The sequence below is a fragment of the Pseudomonas sp. CFBP 8770 genome, assembly GCF_014841705.1.
Taxonomy (GTDB): domain Bacteria; phylum Pseudomonadota; class Gammaproteobacteria; order Pseudomonadales; family Pseudomonadaceae; genus Aquipseudomonas.
Genome location: NZ_JACYUL010000004.1, coordinates 207,018 through 223,944, shown reverse-complemented (window position 1 = coordinate 223,944; position 16,927 = coordinate 207,018). Strand labels below are relative to the sequence as shown.

Here is a 16,927-nt window from a genome sequence, read left to right as displayed (position 1 = left end):
AGTAGCGCTAGCGGGCGCGATGCTCGGCCGGCTGCGGGCGGCCGAACAGGTAGCCCTGGAAATGCGAGCAGCCTTCGGCCTTGAGTCGCATGAACTGCTCGTCGCTTTCCACGCCCTCGGCCGTGACCTGCATCTGCAGGCTGCGGCCCATGCCGGTGATTGCGCGGATGATGGCGATGGCCTCGTTGCTGTCACCCATGTCGTGCACGAATGACTTGTCGATCTTGATCTTGTCGAAGGCAAATGCGCGCAGGTAGCTGAGGGAGGAATAACCGGTGCCGAAATCGTCCAGGGCGATGCGCACACCCAGGGCTTTCAAGCGCTGCAGGATACTGATGTTGGCCTGGTTGTTGTCCAGCAACACCGATTCGGTGATCTCCAGTTCGAGCCGTGCGGCGTCCAGGCCCGACTCGCTCAACGCTGCCTGTACCAGTTCCACCAGGCCATTGTTGCGAAACTGCACCGGCGACAGGTTGACCGCCACGGTCAGCTCGCCCGGCCAGCGTTGTGCTTCGTGGCAGGCTTCGCGCAATGCCAGCGCACCCAGCTCGTGGATCAGCCCGGTTTCTTCGGCGATGGCGATGAAATCCAGCGGCATGATCATGCCGTGTTGCGGATGCTGCCAACGCATCAGCGCCTCATAGCCAATGATCCGCGTGTCGCGCTTGTCGATGATGGGCTGGTAATACAGATGCAGCTGTTTGTCGACGATGGCCTGCCGCAGGTCGCTTTCCACCGTGCGGCGCTTCTGCGCCAAGGCATCCATGCGTGGATGAAAGTATTCGTAGCGATGGCGGCCATTGCGCTTGGCCTCATACAGGGCCATGTCGGCGCAGCGCAGCAATTCCTCCGGCGTGTTCTGATCCCTGGAGGCCAGCGCAATGCCCACGCTCAGGCCCACGCAGAGGCTGTGGCCCTCGATCAGGAAAGCCGGCTCGATGGTGTCGATCAAGCGTTGCGCGCTGAGCTGCGCGTCTTCACCGTTCTTGAGTTCGGGGAGAATCACCGCGAACTCGTCGCCGCCCAGGCGCGCCAAGGTATCCTTGACCCGCAGCACGTCGCGCAGGCGCGTGGCGATGGCGCGCAGCAGACGGTCGCCGAACTCATGGCCGAGGGCATCGTTGACGTTCTTGAAGTTGTCCAGGTCCAGGCACAGGGTCGCCGTCACGCGGTCGCGGCTGGCGTCTTCACGCAAGGCCTCGTCGAGACGTTGGCGAAACAGCGCCCGATTGGGCAGCCCGGTCAGGCTGTCGTGGTGAGCCATGTGGCGAATGCGCGCCTGGGCAGCGTTTTCGTCGGTGATGTCTTCAACGATCAGCAGCACGTAACTGCTGCCCAGTTCCTTGCCGCGTATGGTCACCGTCTTGCTGCGCAAGGTCCGCAGGCCCAGCAGCGTGTGCTGCTGGCTCTGGGCATGGTGCAACCCCTCGGTACGCACGCACTGGTCGGTCAACCTGCGCAGATAACCGCTCAACGCCGGCGCCAGGCACTCTTCCAACTGCCGACCGATCATCTGCTCACGCGCATTGCCGAACAGCCGCTCGGCCTGCAGATTCACCAACAGGATCTGCCGTGAGACGGCGTCCTGCACGATCACGCTGGACGGAATATTGGCGATGACCGAATCAAGAAACATCGATAACGAGGCCATCTCGGCGCTGTGACTTTCCGCCAGGCGCTTGGCTTCCAGCAGGCTCAAGTCCCGCGCACGCTTCTCGCTGATGTCGCGCGTGACCTTGGCGAAGCCGAGCAACTGGCCCCTGTCGTCATGGATGGGCTCGATCACTACATGGGTCCAGAACAGCGTGCCGTCCTTGCGCACCCGCTGGCCTTCGCATTCGAAACGCCCCGCCTCCAGCGCCGTCGCCAGGCTCTGCGCCGGCAAGCCACAAGCGCGGTCCGCGGGGGTGTAGAAGCACGAAAAATGCTGCCCGACGATCTCCTCCGCGCGATACCCCTTGGCCCGCTGCGCCCCGGCGTTCCAATTCGAAACGATGCCCTGCGGCGAGAGCATGTAGATCGCATAGTCCACCACACCCTGTACGAGCAGCCTGTACATCACATCGGAATTTTCGTTCATGGGGTGGCGTCTGCTAGGGGGAACTACGGCGCGGTCGAGGGCAGCGGGTGGTCACCAGGGCGCGGTAAGCCGTGCACGTGTCTGGTCCACAGGTTGTCGGCTGGCCATGCGCTATCTTTAACAGGTCCGGTTGGACGTCAGACGATCACATGTCGCGCATCGATTTGAAATGTATATCCATTAGGTATATACATTGTCTGGCGATTGACTGCAGATTCACGATTTGAAGCGAGGTGCACCCATGGAGCAAGGTTCTGTCTTCTTGAGCAACAAAAGCCAGGCCGTTCGTTTGCCCAAAGCGCTGGCGCTGCCCGAAGGCGTCAAGCGAGTCGACGTGGTCGCCATAGGCCGGACACGCATCCTTACCCCTGCCGGCGAGTCATGGGATAGCTGGTTCGAGGGTGAAGGTGTGACCAGCGACTTCATGCTCGATCGAGAGCAGCCAGCCATCCAGGAGCGCGACGGATTCTGATGCTGAAATTCATGCTCGACACCAACATCTGCATCTTCACCATCAAGAACCGTCCCGGACACGTTCGTACTGCCTTCAAGCGTAGCCACGGCCAGATGTGCATCAGTAGCGTCACCCTGATGGAGCTGATCTACGGTGCCGAGAAATCCTTGCACGTTCAGCGCAATCTAGAAGTGGTGGAAAGTTTCGCCGCGCGGTTGGAGGTGCTCGATTACGACAACGGCGCCGCTGCTCACACTGGGCAGTTGCGTGCCGAGCTGGCTCGATTGGGTACGCCAATCGGCTCCTACGACCAAATGATCGCAGGACACGCTCGCTCCAGAGGGCTGATCCTGGTTAGCAACAACACAAAAGAGTTCATGCGCGTGCCTGGGCTTCGGATCGAGGACTGGGCAACGGCTGATGCCTGAACGCAAAAAGCCCCGCATCGCAGGGCGATGACGGGGCTTTCGAGATGTGCGTGAAGCGGTGTGGCGGGGCGGCTCAGACGTTGAAGCGGAAGTGCATCACATCACCGTCCTTGACGATGTATTCCTTGCCTTCCAGACGCCATTTGCCCGCTTCCTTGGTACCGGCTTCGCCGTTGTACTGGATGAAGTCGTTGTAGGCGATGACTTCGGCGCGAATGAAGCCTTTTTCGAAGTCGGTGTGGATCACACCGGCGGCCTGTGGCGCGGTGGCGCCGATCTTCACGGTCCAGGCGCGGACTTCCTCGACGCCGGCGGTGAAGTAGGTCTGCAGGTTGAGCAGTTCGTAGCCGGCACGGATCACGCGGTTCAGGCCGGGCTCTTCCAAGCCCAGGGCCTCGAGGAACATGTCCTTCTCTTCACCGTCGTCGAGCTCGGCGATCTCGGCTTCGATCTTATTGCACACCGGCACCACGATCGCGCCTTCTTCTTCGGCAATCACCCGTACCACGTCCAGCAACGGGTTGTTCTCGAAGCCGTCTTCGGCCACGTTGGCGATGTACATGACCGGCTTGGTGGTCAACAGATGAAAGCCGCGCACGACCGCCTTCTCGTCGTTACCCATGGTGCGCATCAAGCTGCGGGCCGGCTTGCCCAGAGTAAAGTGGGCAATCAACTGCTCCAGCAGGCCCTTCTGCACCACCGCGTCCTTGTCGCCGCCCTTGGCGTTGCGCGCAACCTTCTGCAGTTGCTTCTCGCAGCTGTCGAGGTCGGCGAAAATCAGCTCCAGGTCGATGATCTCGATGTCGCGCTTGGGGTCGACGCTGTTGGAAACGTGGATCACGTTCTCGTCTTCGAAGCAGCGCACCACGTGGGCGATGGCGTCTGTCTCGCGGATGTTGGCGAGAAACTTGTTGCCCAGCCCTTCACCCTTGGAGGCGCCGGCCACCAGGCCCGCGATGTCGACGAACTCCATGGTGGTGGGCAGCACGCGCTTGGGATTGACGATGGCAGCCAGTGCTTCCAGGCGCGCATCGGGCATCGGCACGATGCCGCTGTTGGGTTCGATGGTGCAGAACGGAAAGTTCTCGGCCGCGATCCCGGATTTGGTCAAGGCGTTGAACAGGGTGGACTTGCCGACGTTGGGCAGGCCGACGATGCCGCAGTTGAATCCCATGGTGAATCCCTCTTCGAAGAGTCAGGCCTTTTGGCTGTGCAGGTTTTTCATCGCGCGATTCCACTCGCCGGCGAAGATATCCGGCAGCACACCGAGGGCAAAATCGATACTGGCATCCAGCTTTTCCTGTTCGGCGCGCGGGGCGCGGCCAAGAACGAAATTGGACACCAACTTGCTGTCACCCGGGTGGCCGATGCCAAGCCGCAGACGGTGAAAGCCATTGTCATTGCCGAGCTGCGCGATGATGTCGCGCAGGCCGTTGTGCCCGCCGTGCCCGCCGCCCAGTTTGAGCTTGGCGACGCCGGGGGGCAGGTCGAGTTCGTCGTGGGCCACCAGGATCGCTTGCGGCGGTATGCGAAAGAAATTCGCCATCGCTGCGACGGATTGACCGCTGCGGTTCATGTAGGTGGTGGGGATCAACAGACGAACGTCATGGCCCTGATGGCTGAAACGCGCCGTCAGGCCGAAATACTTGCGATCGGCTACCAGGTTCACACGGTGTGCCTGGGCGATGCGCTCAACGAAAAGAGCCCCTGCGTTATGCCGGGTCTGTTCGTATTCGGGGCCGGGGTTACCCAGGCCAACGATCAGTTGTATGGCGGTCACGGCAGGGGCTCTTCCTTGTCGAGTCGTGGACGGCACCCGAGGGTGTCATCCACAGCTCGGCGCGCGAGTAAGATTACTCGGCAGCGCCTTCTTCGGTTTCTTCGTCGGCAACGATACGCGGAGCGTGAACGTTGGCAACTGCCAGGTCGGTACCATGAGCCAGTGCCACGAACTCGACGCCTTGCGGAGCCTTGAGGTCGGACAGGTGGATGATGGTGCCGATTTCAGCGTCAGCCATGTCGACTTCGATGAACTCAGGCAGGTCTTTCGGCAGGCAGGTGACTTCCAGCTCGGTCTCGGTGTGCGAGATCTCGCCGCCTTTCTTGACAGCCGGTTCCTGGTTCATGAAGTGCAGAGGCACGATGGCGGTCAGTTTCTGGCCGGCGATCACGCGTACGAAGTCAGCGTGCAGGACGTGACCCTTGGCTGGGTGACGCTGCAGTGCCTTGATCAGGACGTTCTGCTTGGTGCCACCAATGTTCAGTTCGATCACGTGGCTGAAGGCAGCCTCGTTTTCGAGCAGCTTGGCAACTTCCTTGGCCAGCATGCTGATCGACTCAGGGGCTTTTTCGCCACCGTAGACAACAGCTGGTACCAGGCTGGCGAGACGACGCAGGCGGCGGCTCGCACCTTTCCCCAGGTCGGAACGCGCTTCGGCATTCAAAGTGAAATCGTTCATGTGTTTCTCCAAAATAACCACGTTCGCCCAGCGTTTGCGACCAGCGCCAAGGCGATACGGGCAAAAAAGCCCCGGCCCGACAAGAGTGTCGGGCCGGGGCGCTTTTCGTCAGAACGGTGTTCGCGAAGGGCAGGGCCCTCAGCGGAACATCGCGCTGATCGATTCTTCGTTGCTGATGCGACGCATCGCTTCGGCAACAACCGGGGCGATATCCAGTTGACGGATACGCCCGCAGGCTTGTGCGGCTGCGGAGAGCGGGATGGTGTTGGTCACCACCAGCTCGTCCAGCACGGATTTCTCGATGTTCTCGATCGCACGACCCGACAGGACCGGGTGGGTGCAATAGGCGAACACCTTGGCCGCGCCATGTTCTTTCAGGGCCTTGGCCGCATGGCACAGAGTGCCGGCGGTATCGACCATGTCGTCGACCAGGATGCAGGTACGGCCTTCGACATCACCGATGATGTGCATCACTTCGGAGTGGTTGGCCTTCTCGCGACGCTTGTCGATGATGCCCAGATCGACGCCCAGCGACTTGGCCACGGCGCGTGCACGCACCACGCCACCAATGTCGGGGGAAACGATCATCAGGTTCTCGAAGCGCTGGTCTTCGATATCGTCCACCAGAACCGGAGAACCGTAGATGTTATCGACCGGGATATCGAAGAAGCCTTGAATCTGGTCGGCGTGAAGGTCGACGGTGAGTACACGGTCGATGCCCACTACGGTCAGCATGTCGGCGACGACCTTGGCGCTGATTGCCACACGTGCAGAGCGCGGACGGCGGTCTTGACGAGCGTAACCGAAGTAGGGGATCACGGCGGTGATTCGCGAAGCCGAGGAGCGGCGGAAGGCATCAGCCATCAGCACCAGTTCCATCAGGTTATCGTTGGTCGGCGCACATGTAGGCTGGATAATGAAGACGTCTTTACCGCGAACGTTTTCATTGATCTCGGTGCTGATTTCACCATCGGAAAACTTGCTGACGGAGACATCACCGAGAGGGATATGCAGCTGACGCACAACGCGTCGAGCCAGATCGGGGTTTGAGTTCCCCGCAAAGACCATCATCTTGGACACGCGCAGTACCTGCCGGCTGAGGGTATACCTGGATGAGTATAGGAAAATGGCAGGGGCGGCTGGATTCGAACCAACGCATGGCAGGATCAAAACCTGCTGCCTTACCGCTTGGCGACGCCCCTGTAGCTTGAAACTTCCGAGTGCCCAGCACTCGTTTCCTGTTACAGACTTTGCAGCTTGCGATGCAACATCGAAACGTTGCTTCCCTTGGCCACGAACCCTGTAAGGGTGTCTGCAAGAAGGTGCGAAACTCTATCAGCTTCCGCTTTGCTTGGGAAGGCCCCAAACACACAACTTCCAGTGCCTGTTAGCCGAGCTTCAGTGAATTTGCCAAGCAAATTCAGTGCGTTACGTACATCCGGGTAACGACGCTCTACTACTGGCTGGCAGTCATTACGACTGTTTCCCTCAAGAACGGGGCGCACTTTAATGGGCGCAGAGTCACGTGTCAACAACGGATCCGAAAAAATTTCCGCTGTACTTACAGAGACTTGCGGCACAAGCACGAGATACCAGGGCTGTGGCAGTTCGACCGGCGTCAGTTTCTCGCCCACGCCTTCGGCGAAGGCCGCGTGGCCGCGCACGAACACCGGCACATCGGCGCCCAGGGAAAGCCCCAGCTGCGCGAGCTGATCTTCACTGCAGCCGGTCTGCCAGAGGTGGTTCAGGGCGAGCAGGGTGGTGGCGGCATCGGAGCTGCCACCGCCGATACCGCCACCCATGGGCAGCACCTTGCGCAGCCAGATATCGGCGCCCAGCGACGTACCGGTCAGTGCCTGCAGCTGTCGCGCGGCCTTGACGATAAGGTTGTTGTCGTGGGGCACGTCGGCTATCTCGGTGTGCAGGTAAACCACGCCGTCGTCGCGCAGGGCGAAATCCAGTTCATCGCCGTGGTCGAGAAACTGGAACAGAGTCTGCAGCTCGTGATAGCCATCCGCGCGCCGGCCGAGGATGTGCAGCATCAGGTTGAGCTTGGCAGGCGCCGGCAGGGTCAGTACGGGGTTCATGGAAGTGCCTGCGCTCATGTCACTGCCCCAGCCGGCGCGGCTGCCAATCCTTGACCACCAGGGTCACGTCCAGGTCCTGGCCATGCAGCTTGATCCGCTCGGGCAGCCAGTAGCCATTCTGTTCGGTGTAGCTCAGGTATTCGACTTTCCAGCCGTCCTGCGCAAGTCCCGCAAGGCGACTGTCGCCGTCGAGGGTCAGCTGGCTCTTGCTGTCGGGGGCGGGCAGACCACGCACCCACCAGGACAGATGGGAGACCGGCAGCTTCCAGCCCAGTTGCTGTTCGAGCAACTCCTCGGGCGTGGCAGCCTGGTAGCGACCCTGGTTGGCCACCTCCAGGCTGACATCGCCAGGACGCCCGGTCAGGCGCGCTGCGCCGCGCCCCAATGGGCCGGACAGGCGGATGTCGTAGTAATCCTGGCGCTGCAGCCAGTACAGGGTGCCGGAACCGGAATCCTTGGGCGCACGGATGCCGATCTTGCCGTTGATCTCCCAGCCGTCGAGCTGGGTGAGTTGTTGTTTGTGCGCTTGCCACTGTTGTGGATTGCCTTGGCCCTGCAGGGCTTCGTGGGAGCCCATGTTGGCGCAGCCGGTGAGCACGGCGATGAAGGTGGCAACCAGCAGGTGACGCATCATGTAGGAGGTAGGACGCAAAGACATGGATTAAAGATTCTCTGAACCGGTCAGGCGCAGGATGGTGCTGCGCAGGACCGGGCTGTCGGGTTGTTCTTGCAGGGCCTTGCCCCAGATTCTGCGCGCTTCGCGCTGTTTGCCGCTGGCCCACAGCACTTCGCCCAGGTGAGCGGCCACTTCATGGTCGGGAAAGCGTTCGAGCGCGTCGCGCAGATAGCGCTCGGCGGCGTCGAGGTTGCCCAGGCGGTAATTGACCCAGCCCAGGCTGTCCAGCACGGCTGGATCTTCGGGATTGATCTGGTGGGCCCGCTCGATCAGGGCGCGGGCCTCCTCGAAGCGAGTGGTGCGGTCGGACAGCGTGTAGCCCAGCGCATTGAGGGCCATGGCATTGTCCGGCTCGCGCGCCAGAATGGCCCGCAGGTCCTTTTCCATCTGTACCAGGTCGTTGCGTTTTTCAGCCAGCATCGACCGGGTGTACAGCAGGTTCAGGTCGTCCGGATTCTGTTTGATGGCGTTCTGCAGCACCAGCCAGGCAGCTTGGGTCTTGTCGTTGTTGGCCAGGGTTTCAGCTTCGATCAGGTACAGCTGGATCGCGTAATCGGGCTGGGCATCGCGTGCCTCGGCCAGGCGCCGCGAAGCCTCGTCGGCGCGGCCATTGGCGATCAGGATATCGGCTTGACGCAGCTGTGCGGGCAGGTAGTCGGTACCGACATCCACCTGGGCGTACTCATCAAGCGCCGTCTGTGGATCGCCGCGTTCTTCGGCGATCCGGCCCAGGTTCAAGTGTGCCGAGTCGACATGGCTGCCACGCTCCACCAGTTGCTGGAGATAGTTGTAGGCTTCGTCCCAGGCCTTGCCTTCGAGGCACACCAAGGCCAGCGAATAGCGCAGTTCGTCGTCGTCCGGGTATTGCTGAACGAGCATCGCGAACTGCAGCTTGGCGTCGTCCATGCGGTTCTGTTCGACCAGCATGCGCGCGTAGGTAAGGCGCAGGCGCTTGTCGTCGGGAATTTTCTTGAGGTTTTTTTCCAGCAGCGGCATGGCTTCGCTGCCGCGATCCAGCGCGGCGAGCAGGCGGGCGCGCAGCAGGATGGGGGCGATTTCACCTTCCTGGGGTGGGTTGTCTTCCAGCAACGCCAGGGCGCCTTCGGTATCGCCATCCTGTTGCATCAGCAAGGCCTTGCCGAAGATCAACTGGCCGTTGCCGGGGTATTTGCCCAGCAGGCGATCGAAACTTTGCAGCAAGCCGCGTCGGGTGCTTTCGTCGGTGTCGGCCGCCGACAGCGCGAGAAAGTCGAAGTGAGTGTCGCCCTGACCTTGCAGGACCTTCTCCATGTACACCAGCGACTCGTCGTACTTGCCATTGCGCGCCAGCTGGATGGCGGCGGCACGCTGCGCGTCGAGGTCGGCGGGGGCGTTTTTCGCCCACAACTGCGCGGTCTCCAGCGCCGGCCGGTCGGCGCCCAGGTATTCGGCGATGCGGAAGGCGCGCTCGGCAATGCCCGGATCCTGGGTCTTGCGGGCCTGGGTCACGTAGTTGCCCAGGGCAAGATCGAAACGATCGCGCTGCCCGGCCAACTCTGCGCTAAGCAGGCTGAACACGGTTTCCTCGCTGAACGAGCCGTAGACCTTGGGCGTCTCGTCCGGCGCAGGCGCGGGCTGCGCCACAGGAACCGGAGTCGCCTGCTCTCTGGGTGGCCATGACTGGCAGCCCTGCAGCAAGGCGAAGGCGAGGAGCAACGTGGAGGTTCTATTCATAGAGGGGATTTTGGCGGCTTACCTGCGGTCGGATCATCATGACACAAGCCACAGGTCAAACCCATAACTCGAGGTTGCCTATTAGGACAATAGATAGCGGTGGTTGTTCTGGGCCGGACGAAGTAGGACAATTACCGGCTTCTCGACATCATCAGCGACCTTGAATGGCCTTTCTCGCCCTCGGTATCAACCATAAGACTGCTTCGGTAGACGTGCGCGAGCGCGTGGCGTTTACTCCGGAGCAGCTGGTAGAGGCCCTGCAGCAGCTTTGCCGGCTGACCGACAGCCGTGAGGCAGCGATCCTCTCGACCTGCAATCGCAGCGAGCTGTACATCGAACAGGATCACCTGGCTGCCGATGCCGTGCTGCGCTGGCTGGCCGATTACCACCGCTTGAGTGTCGAAGAGCTGCGCGCGAGCGCTTATGTGCACGAAGAAGATGCGGCTGTTCGTCACATGATGCGCGTGGCGTCCGGGCTCGATTCGCTGGTGCTGGGCGAGCCGCAGATTCTCGGGCAGATGAAATCCGCCTACGCCGTGGCCCGCGAGGCCGGCACCATCGGGCCGCTGCTGGGGCGTCTGTTCCAGGCCACCTTCAGCGCTGCCAAGCAGGTGCGCACCGACACCGCCATCGGTGAAAACCCGGTCTCGGTGGCGTTTGCCGCCGTCAGCCTGGCCAAGCAGATTTTCAGCGACCTGGCGCGCAGCCAGGCCTTGCTGATCGGCGCCGGTGAAACCATCACCCTGGTCGCACGCCACCTGCACGAGCAGGGGGTCAAGCGCATCGTGGTGGCCAACCGCACGCTGGAGCGCGCCAGTACTCTGGCTGCGCAGTTCGGCGCCCATGCCGTGCTGCTTTCCGATATTCCCCAGGAACTGGTCAACAGCGACATCGTCATCAGCTCCACCGCCAGCCAGTTGCCGATCCTGGGCAAGGGTGCGGTCGAGAGCGCGCTCAAGTTGCGCAAGCACAAACCCATCTTCATGGTCGATATCGCCGTGCCGCGCGACATCGAACCCGAAGTCGGCGAACTGGACGACGTCTACCTCTATACCGTCGACGACCTGCACGAAGTGGTTGCCGAGAACCTGAAAACCCGCCAGGGTGCCGCCCAGGCCGCCGAAGAACTGGTGAGCGTGGGTGCCGACGATTTCATGCTGCGCCTGCGCGAGCTGGCGGCCGTGGACGTGCTCAAGGCCTACCGCCAGCAAGGCGAGCGTCTGCGCGACGAGGAGTTGCAGAAGGCCATGCGCCTGCTGGCCAACGGCAGCAACGCCGAAGAGGTACTCGCGCAACTGGCCCGAGGCCTGACCAACAAGTTGCTGCACGCACCCAGCGTGCACATGAAAAAGCTCTCCGCCGAAGGCCGCGTCGATGCGCTGGCCATGGCCCAGGAACTCTTTGCCCTCCATGAGGGCTCAACGGATAAGCCGCCGCAATGAAAGCGTCACTGCTCAACAAGCTGGACACGCTCCAGGACCGATTCGAGGAACTGACCGCCTTGCTGGGCGACGCTGAAGTCATTTCCGAGCAAACCCGTTTCCGTGCCTATTCCAGGGAATACGCCGAGGTCGAGCCCGTGGTGCTGGGCTACCAGCAATGGGCCAAGGTGCTGGCTGACCTGGAGGGCGCGCAGGCGTTGCTCAAGGACAACGACCCGGACATGCGCGAGATGGCTGCCGAGGAAGTGCGCGAAGCCCGCGAGCAGCTGGTGCAACTGGAAAGTGCGCTGCAGCGCATGCTGTTGCCCAAGGACCCCAACGACGGTCGCAACGTGTTCCTCGAGATCCGCGCCGGTACCGGCGGCGATGAAGCGGCGATCTTTTCCGGCGATCTGTTCCGCATGTATTCGCGCTATGCGGAACGCCGTGGCTGGCGCCTGGAAATTCTTTCCGAAAACGAAGGCGAGCATGGCGGCTACAAGGAAGTCATTGCCCGCGTCGAAGGCGACAGCGTCTACGGCAAGCTCAAGTTCGAGTCCGGCGCGCACCGTGTCCAGCGCGTACCGGAAACCGAATCCCAGGGCCGTATCCACACCTCGGCCTGCACGGTGGCCGTGTTGCCGGAACCGGACGAGCAGGTGGCCATCGAGATCAACCCGGCCGATCTGCGGGTGGATACCTACCGGTCCTCCGGCGCCGGTGGCCAGCACGTCAACAAGACCGATTCGGCGATCCGCATCACCCACCTGCCGACCGGCATCGTGGTGGAATGTCAGGAAGAGCGCTCGCAGCACAAGAACCGCGCCCGCGCCATGAGCTGGCTGTCGGCCAAGCTCAACGATATGCAGAGCAGCGCCGCGGCCAATGCCATCGCCAGCGAGCGCAAGCTGCTGGTCGGGTCGGGCGACCGTTCCGAGCGCATCCGCACCTACAATTTCCCGCAGGGCCGGGTAACCGACCATCGTGTCAACCTGACCTTGTACTGTCTGGATGAAGTGCTGGCCGGCGGCGTCGATGCAGTGATAGAGCCGCTTCTGGCTGAATACCAGGCCGATCAGTTGGCCGCGTTGGGTGAATAGAACATGACCATCATTGCCAGTCTGTTGCGAGCTGTCGAACTGCCCGATTCCCCGACCGCGCGCCTGGATATCGAGCTGCTGCTGGCTGCGGCGCTGGGCAAATCGCGCAGCTACCTGCACACCTGGCCCGAGCGCATCGTGCCCAGCGATGCCGCCAATGCCTTCGCCGCCTTCATCAAGCGTCGCCAGGCGGGCGAGCCGGTTGCCTATATCCTGGGGCAGCAGGGGTTCTGGAAGCTCGACCTGGAAGTGGCCTCGCACACGCTGATCCCGCGTCCCGAAACCGAGCTGCTGGTAGAGGCTGCGCTGCAATTGCTGCCGGCCCGCTCGGCGCGGTTACTCGATCTGGGCACCGGTACGGGCGCGATCGCCCTGGCTCTGGCCGGCGAATGCAGTGCCTGGCAAGTCACCGCAGTCGATCGAGTTGCCGAAGCAGTGGCCCTGGCCGAGCGCAACCGCGTGCGCCTGAACCTGGGCAACGCCCGGGTGCTCGAGAGTCACTGGTTCAGTGCTTTGCAAGGTGAGCGTTTCGACCTGATCGTCAGCAACCCGCCCTACATTGCCAGCACCGACCCCCATTTGCAGGCCGGCGACGTGCGCTTCGAGCCCGCCAGTGCGCTGGTGGCCGGCGAAGACGGCCTCGACGATCTGCGCCTGATCATCGGCCAGGCACCTGCACACCTGCATCCGGGCGGCTGGCTGCTGCTCGAACACGGCTACGACCAGGCACCGGCGGTCCGTGAACTGCTGGCCCAACACGATTTCGAGCAGATCGAAAGCCGTATCGATCTCGGCGGTCACGAGCGCATCACGCTGGGGCGGTTGCTGTGCTGACCGATCAGGAGCTGCTGCGCTACAGCCGGCAGGTGCTGCTGTCGCAGGTCGACATCCAAGGCCAATTGAGGCTCAAGGGCAGCCGCGTACTGATCGTCGGCTTGGGTGGCCTGGGCTCGCCGGTGGCGCTGTACCTGGCGGCAGCGGGCGTCGGCGAGCTGCATCTGGCCGACTTCGACACGGTCGATGTGACCAACCTGCAGCGCCAGGTGCTGCACGACAGCACCTCGGTGGGTATCAGCAAGGTCGATTCGGCCATTGCCCGGCTGGGGGCGATCAACCCCGAAATCGCCCTGGTGGCGCACCGCGCCGCGTTGGATGAAGACTCGCTGAGCGCAGCGGTTGCCGCCGTCGACCTGGTGCTCGACTGTTCCGACAACTTCGCCACGCGTCAGGCAGTGAACGCCGCCTGCTTTGCCGCCGGCAAGCCGCTGGTCAGTGGTGCCGCGATCCGCCTGGAAGGGCAGTTGTCGGTGTTCGACCCACGGCGTCCGGAAAGCCCCTGCTACCATTGCCTGTACGGTGAAGGCAGCGATGCCGAGCTGACCTGCAGCGAGGCCGGCGTGGTGGGCCCGCTGGTCGGGCTGGTGGGCAGCCTGCAGGCACTGGAAGCGTTGAAGCTGTTGGCGCAGTTTGGTGATGTGCTGGTGGGTCGGCTGCTGTTGATCGACGCCTTGGGCACTCATTTCCGCGAAATGCGGGTCAAGCGCGATCCCAAATGCCCGGTCTGTAGCACGCGGCATGTCTGAAGCGCCTGTCGGCGTATTCGATTCGGGCGTCGGCGGCTTGTCGGTGCTTGGCGAAATCGAACGGCTGCTGCCTCGCGAATCCCTGCTGTACGTGGCCGACACCGGCCACATTCCCTATGGCGAGAAATCCAGCGAATTCATCCGTGAGCGTTGTGCCACGGTTGCACGGTTCTTTCACGGGCAAGGTGCCAAAGCGTTGGTGCTGGCCTGCAACACGGCCACGGTCGCTGCAGTGGCGGATCTGCGTCAACGCTATCCCGACTGGCCCATCGTTGGCATGGAGCCTGCGGTCAAACCTGCCGCAGCAGCGACCCGCAGTGGTGTCGTCGGTGTGTTGGCTACTACCGGTACCCTGCGCAGCGCCAAATTCGTGGCACTGCTCGACCGCTTTGCCAATGAAGTGCAGGTCATCACCCAGCCGTGTCCCGGACTGGTCGAGCTGATCGAAACCGGCGACCTGGACAGTCCGGCGCTGCGCCTGCTGCTGCAGGGGTACGTGCAACCGCTGCTGGACGCCGGTTGCGACACCCTGATTCTGGGCTGCACGCACTATCCGTTCCTCAAGCCCCTGTTGGCCACCATGGTCCCGGCCAACGTGGCGCTGGTCGATACCGGCGCCGCCGTGGCGCGTCAGCTGCAGCGATTGCTGAGTGCAGGAAACCAGCTGGCGGAGGGGCCGGCGCAGCCCGCGCAGTTCTGGACCAGTGGGTCGGCAGATATTTTTAGAAATGTCCTACCGAAGCTGTGGAAATTTTCTGACAATGTGCAAGTATTCACGTTGTAAAAAAAATGTGAAAAAAACGGGGTGTAACACTGAACTTACGTTCCAACTCCGATTCCATAGCTTGTCCATTTTTTCGACAAAAATTCTTACAACTGCATTCGGTAGGATGTTTCTCATGAAGAGACTGTTCAGTTTGGCTGCGCTTGCGGCCTTGATGTTGGGGCAATCGGTGACCGCGAACGCGGCCGACCTATCGTTTTCTGCGGGCGAAACGGGCGAATCGTCCCAGGTCTACCGCATTGGCTTGCAATCCAACTGGGACAAGAGCTGGTTCCAGACCGACGTCGGTCGCCTGACCGGTTACTGGGATGCCGGCTATACCTACTGGGATGGCAAGGACTTCAAGGACAACCACAGTCTGTCGTTCGCGCCGGTGTTCGTCTACGAATTCGGCGGCGGTTCGATCAAGCCCTACATCGAAGCCGGCATCGGTGTCGCCGCCTTCGCGCACACACAGATCGAAGGCAACAAGCTGGGTTCCTCGTTCAACTTCGAAGACCGTATCGGCTTCGGCGTGCGCTTCGGTGGCGGTCACGAGCTGGGTGTGAGAGCGATCCACTACTCCAACGCCGGCATCAAAGAGCCGAACGATGGTATCGAAGCCTATACCCTGAACTATCGCATGCCGCTGTAAGCTGTCTCTCGGCCAGCATTGGCCGTCGCGCGGGCAGGGTCCTCTGCCCGCGATTGCTGCAATCCTTCTTTCCTATTTGGCTTTGCGTGGCAGGTTCTTGAATGCCGCCAGGGCGCGTGCGCGTCCTTCCTTCAGATCCACGATGGGGCGGGGATAGTCGTTCTGCTTGAGTGCGTCACCTGACGGCGCATGGACCTGCTTGCGATCCAGGCCTTCCAGCTCGGGCAGCCATTGCTTGAGAAACACGCCTTGTTCGTCGAACCGCTGCGATTGGCTCACCGGGTTGAAAATCCGGAAGTACGGCACCGAATCGGTACCTGTGGAAGCACTCCACTGCCAGCCGCCGTTGTTGGAGCACAGGTCGCCGTCGATCAGGTGCTGCATGAAGAAACGCTCGCCTTCGCGCCAGTCGATGAGCAGGTTCTTGCTCAGGAACATCGCGGTAATCATGCGCAGGCGGTTATGCATCCAACCGGTGGACACCAGTTGACGCATCGCCGCATCGACGATGGGAATGCCGGTGCGTCCTTCTTTCCACGCCTGCAGCTCGCTGGGCGCCTTGCGCCAGGGCAGGGCGGCGTACTCCTCGCGAAACGGCCGATGCATCGAAACGCGCGGATAGCCAACCATGATGTGCCGGTAGAACTCGCGCCAGATCAGCTCGCCGATCCAGGTCACGGCGCCGACGTTGCCGCTCTCGAATTCACCGCGATTGCTGTTGAGCGCCGCATGCAGGCACTGGCGCGGAGAAACCACGCCGGAAGTCAGGTAGGCTGAAATCTGACTGGTCCCAGGGTGCGCGGGTAGATCGCGCTCGACCTTGTAGTCTTCGATCGGTTGGTCGGTGAAGGTGTCCAGGCGCTTGTGCGCCTCTTCCTCTCCGGCCGGCCAGAGCTTGATCAGCGCCTTGTCGGGAGCGGCGAAGCCTTTCACCTGATCGGGCACTTTGTCGGCGGCAATGTGCACAGGTTTCTGCGCACTGGGCTTTTTCACCAGCGCAGGGACTGACTGGTGCAGTCGTTCGTAGCAGACCTTGCGGAACTGGCTGAAGACCTGGAAATAAGTACCGCCCTTGGTCAGCACGCTGCCGGGCTTGAACAGCGCCTGATCCAGATAGCGGTGCAGGGGAATGTCCACCTTGGCCAGGGCCGCCTCAACCGCCTCGTCGCGGCGGTTCTCATTGACACCGAACTCGTCGTTGCAATGCACCGCTTCGATCTTGTGCTCGGCGCACAGGGCGCTGATTACCTTGGGCGCCTTGTCCCAGGTGTCCGCTTCACGCAGCAACAAGGGGATGTGCAGGGCCTTGAGGCTCGCGCTCAGTTCCTTGAGGTTGCGCAGCCAGAAGTCGACCTTGTTCGGTGAGTCGTCGTGTTCCAGCCACTGCCTGGGGCTCAGCAGGAACACGGCCAGGGTCGGGCCTTGCTCGCAGGCGGCCGCCAGGGCGGGGTTGTCGTGCACTCGCAGGTCGCTGCGCAGCCAGATCAATTGCATGAAAGCCTCGTCAT

17 protein-coding genes and 1 tRNA gene are annotated in these 16,927 nt (G+C 62.0%); 8 read left to right on the top strand and 10 right to left on the bottom strand.

Annotated features, from left to right (window positions below):
- Nucleotides 1-7: 7 nt before the first annotated feature.
- The gene (locus IFT98_RS10690) at nucleotides 8-2,080 is read right to left on the bottom strand and encodes a putative bifunctional diguanylate cyclase/phosphodiesterase (RefSeq protein WP_192048551.1); all 2,073 of its coding nucleotides are present in this window, start codon (nucleotides 2,078-2,080) and stop codon (nucleotides 8-10) included.
- Nucleotides 2,081-2,321: 241 nt separating this feature from the next.
- Between IFT98_RS10690 and vapB the strand changes: the two genes are divergently transcribed.
- Both vapB and vapC read left to right on the top strand, forming a co-directional pair.
- The gene (gene vapB, locus IFT98_RS10685) at nucleotides 2,322-2,552 is read left to right on the top strand and encodes a type II toxin-antitoxin system VapB family antitoxin (protein WP_192048549.1); all 231 of its coding nucleotides are present in this window, start codon (nucleotides 2,322-2,324) and stop codon (nucleotides 2,550-2,552) included.
- Nucleotides 2,552-2,962 carry a type II toxin-antitoxin system tRNA(fMet)-specific endonuclease VapC gene (gene vapC, locus IFT98_RS10680; protein ID WP_192048547.1) on the top strand — a complete coding sequence of 137 codons (411 nt, stop codon included), beginning with the start codon at nucleotides 2,552-2,554 and terminating at the stop codon, nucleotides 2,960-2,962. The genes vapB and vapC overlap by 1 nt, the downstream gene beginning before the upstream one ends.
- A gap of 73 nt (nucleotides 2,963-3,035) precedes the next feature.
- Here the strand turns inward: vapC and ychF are convergent, their stop codons facing one another.
- The 8 genes from ychF to IFT98_RS10640 all read right to left on the bottom strand — a co-directional run bounded on the left by ychF (nucleotide 3,036) and on the right by IFT98_RS10640 (nucleotide 9,897).
- Nucleotides 3,036-4,136 (bottom strand): redox-regulated ATPase YchF, encoded by a 1,101-nt coding sequence (gene ychF, locus IFT98_RS10675; protein WP_122475237.1) that lies wholly within the window; start codon nucleotides 4,134-4,136, stop codon nucleotides 3,036-3,038.
- Nucleotides 4,137-4,157: 21 nt separating this feature from the next.
- A complete protein-coding gene (gene pth / locus IFT98_RS10670; protein ID WP_043192904.1) occupies nucleotides 4,158-4,742 on the bottom strand; it encodes an aminoacyl-tRNA hydrolase in 585 nt (194 codons plus the stop codon).
- A 73-nt stretch (nucleotides 4,743-4,815) separates the two neighbouring features.
- Nucleotides 4,816-5,421 (bottom strand): 50S ribosomal protein L25/general stress protein Ctc, encoded by a 606-nt coding sequence (locus tag IFT98_RS10665; RefSeq protein ID WP_192048545.1) that lies wholly within the window; start codon nucleotides 5,419-5,421, stop codon nucleotides 4,816-4,818.
- A gap of 138 nt (nucleotides 5,422-5,559) precedes the next feature.
- Nucleotides 5,560-6,501 carry a ribose-phosphate pyrophosphokinase gene (locus IFT98_RS10660; RefSeq protein WP_043192909.1) on the bottom strand — a complete coding sequence of 314 codons (942 nt, stop codon included), beginning with the start codon at nucleotides 6,499-6,501 and terminating at the stop codon, nucleotides 5,560-5,562.
- 47 nt (nucleotides 6,502-6,548) lie between these two features.
- Nucleotides 6,549-6,623 (bottom strand) — tRNA-Gln (locus IFT98_RS10655).
- 39 nt (nucleotides 6,624-6,662) lie between these two features.
- The gene (ispE, locus tag IFT98_RS10650) at nucleotides 6,663-7,508 is read right to left on the bottom strand and encodes a 4-(cytidine 5'-diphospho)-2-C-methyl-D-erythritol kinase (RefSeq protein ID WP_192048543.1); all 846 of its coding nucleotides are present in this window, start codon (nucleotides 7,506-7,508) and stop codon (nucleotides 6,663-6,665) included.
- Nucleotides 7,509-7,527: 19 nt separating this feature from the next.
- On the bottom strand, nucleotides 7,528-8,142 hold the full coding sequence (gene lolB, locus IFT98_RS10645; protein ID WP_192048868.1) for a lipoprotein insertase outer membrane protein LolB: 615 nt from the start codon (nucleotides 8,140-8,142) through the stop codon (nucleotides 7,528-7,530).
- A 27-nt stretch (nucleotides 8,143-8,169) separates the two neighbouring features.
- A complete protein-coding gene (locus IFT98_RS10640) occupies nucleotides 8,170-9,897 on the bottom strand; it encodes a tetratricopeptide repeat protein (protein WP_192048541.1) in 1,728 nt (575 codons plus the stop codon).
- A gap of 164 nt (nucleotides 9,898-10,061) precedes the next feature.
- Between IFT98_RS10640 and hemA the strand changes: the two genes are divergently transcribed.
- The 6 genes from hemA (at nucleotide 10,062) to IFT98_RS10610 (ending at nucleotide 15,419) form a co-directional block, all read left to right on the top strand.
- Nucleotides 10,062-11,339: a glutamyl-tRNA reductase gene (hemA, locus tag IFT98_RS10635; protein ID WP_122795342.1), complete on the top strand. Its 1,278-nt coding sequence runs from the start codon at nucleotides 10,062-10,064 to the stop codon at nucleotides 11,337-11,339.
- Nucleotides 11,336-12,418, top strand: coding sequence for a peptide chain release factor 1 (gene prfA, locus IFT98_RS10630; protein WP_122795341.1), 1,083 nt, complete (start codon nucleotides 11,336-11,338; stop codon nucleotides 12,416-12,418). The genes hemA and prfA overlap by 4 nt, the downstream gene beginning before the upstream one ends.
- 3 nt (nucleotides 12,419-12,421) lie before the next feature.
- Nucleotides 12,422-13,252, top strand: a complete 831-nt coding sequence (gene prmC, locus IFT98_RS10625; RefSeq protein WP_192048539.1) for a peptide chain release factor N(5)-glutamine methyltransferase — start codon at nucleotides 12,422-12,424, stop codon at nucleotides 13,250-13,252.
- On the top strand, nucleotides 13,246-14,001 hold the full coding sequence (locus tag IFT98_RS10620; RefSeq protein ID WP_192048537.1) for a molybdopterin-synthase adenylyltransferase MoeB: 756 nt from the start codon (nucleotides 13,246-13,248) through the stop codon (nucleotides 13,999-14,001). Before prmC ends, IFT98_RS10620 begins: the two co-directional genes overlap by 7 nt.
- Nucleotides 13,994-14,785, top strand: a complete 792-nt coding sequence (murI, locus tag IFT98_RS10615; protein ID WP_122795338.1) for a glutamate racemase — start codon at nucleotides 13,994-13,996, stop codon at nucleotides 14,783-14,785. Before IFT98_RS10620 ends, murI begins: the two co-directional genes overlap by 8 nt.
- Nucleotides 14,786-14,900: 115 nt before the next feature.
- Complete coding sequence (locus IFT98_RS10610) at nucleotides 14,901-15,419, top strand: acyloxyacyl hydrolase (RefSeq protein WP_049861191.1); 519 nt, start codon at nucleotides 14,901-14,903, stop codon at nucleotides 15,417-15,419.
- Nucleotides 15,420-15,491: 72 nt separating this feature from the next.
- On the opposite strand, the gene phrB is transcribed toward IFT98_RS10610, so the two are convergent.
- Nucleotides 15,492-16,913: a deoxyribodipyrimidine photo-lyase gene (gene phrB / locus IFT98_RS10605; RefSeq protein WP_192048535.1), complete on the bottom strand. Its 1,422-nt coding sequence runs from the start codon at nucleotides 16,911-16,913 to the stop codon at nucleotides 15,492-15,494.
- Between the last annotated feature and the right edge of the window lie 14 nt (nucleotides 16,914-16,927).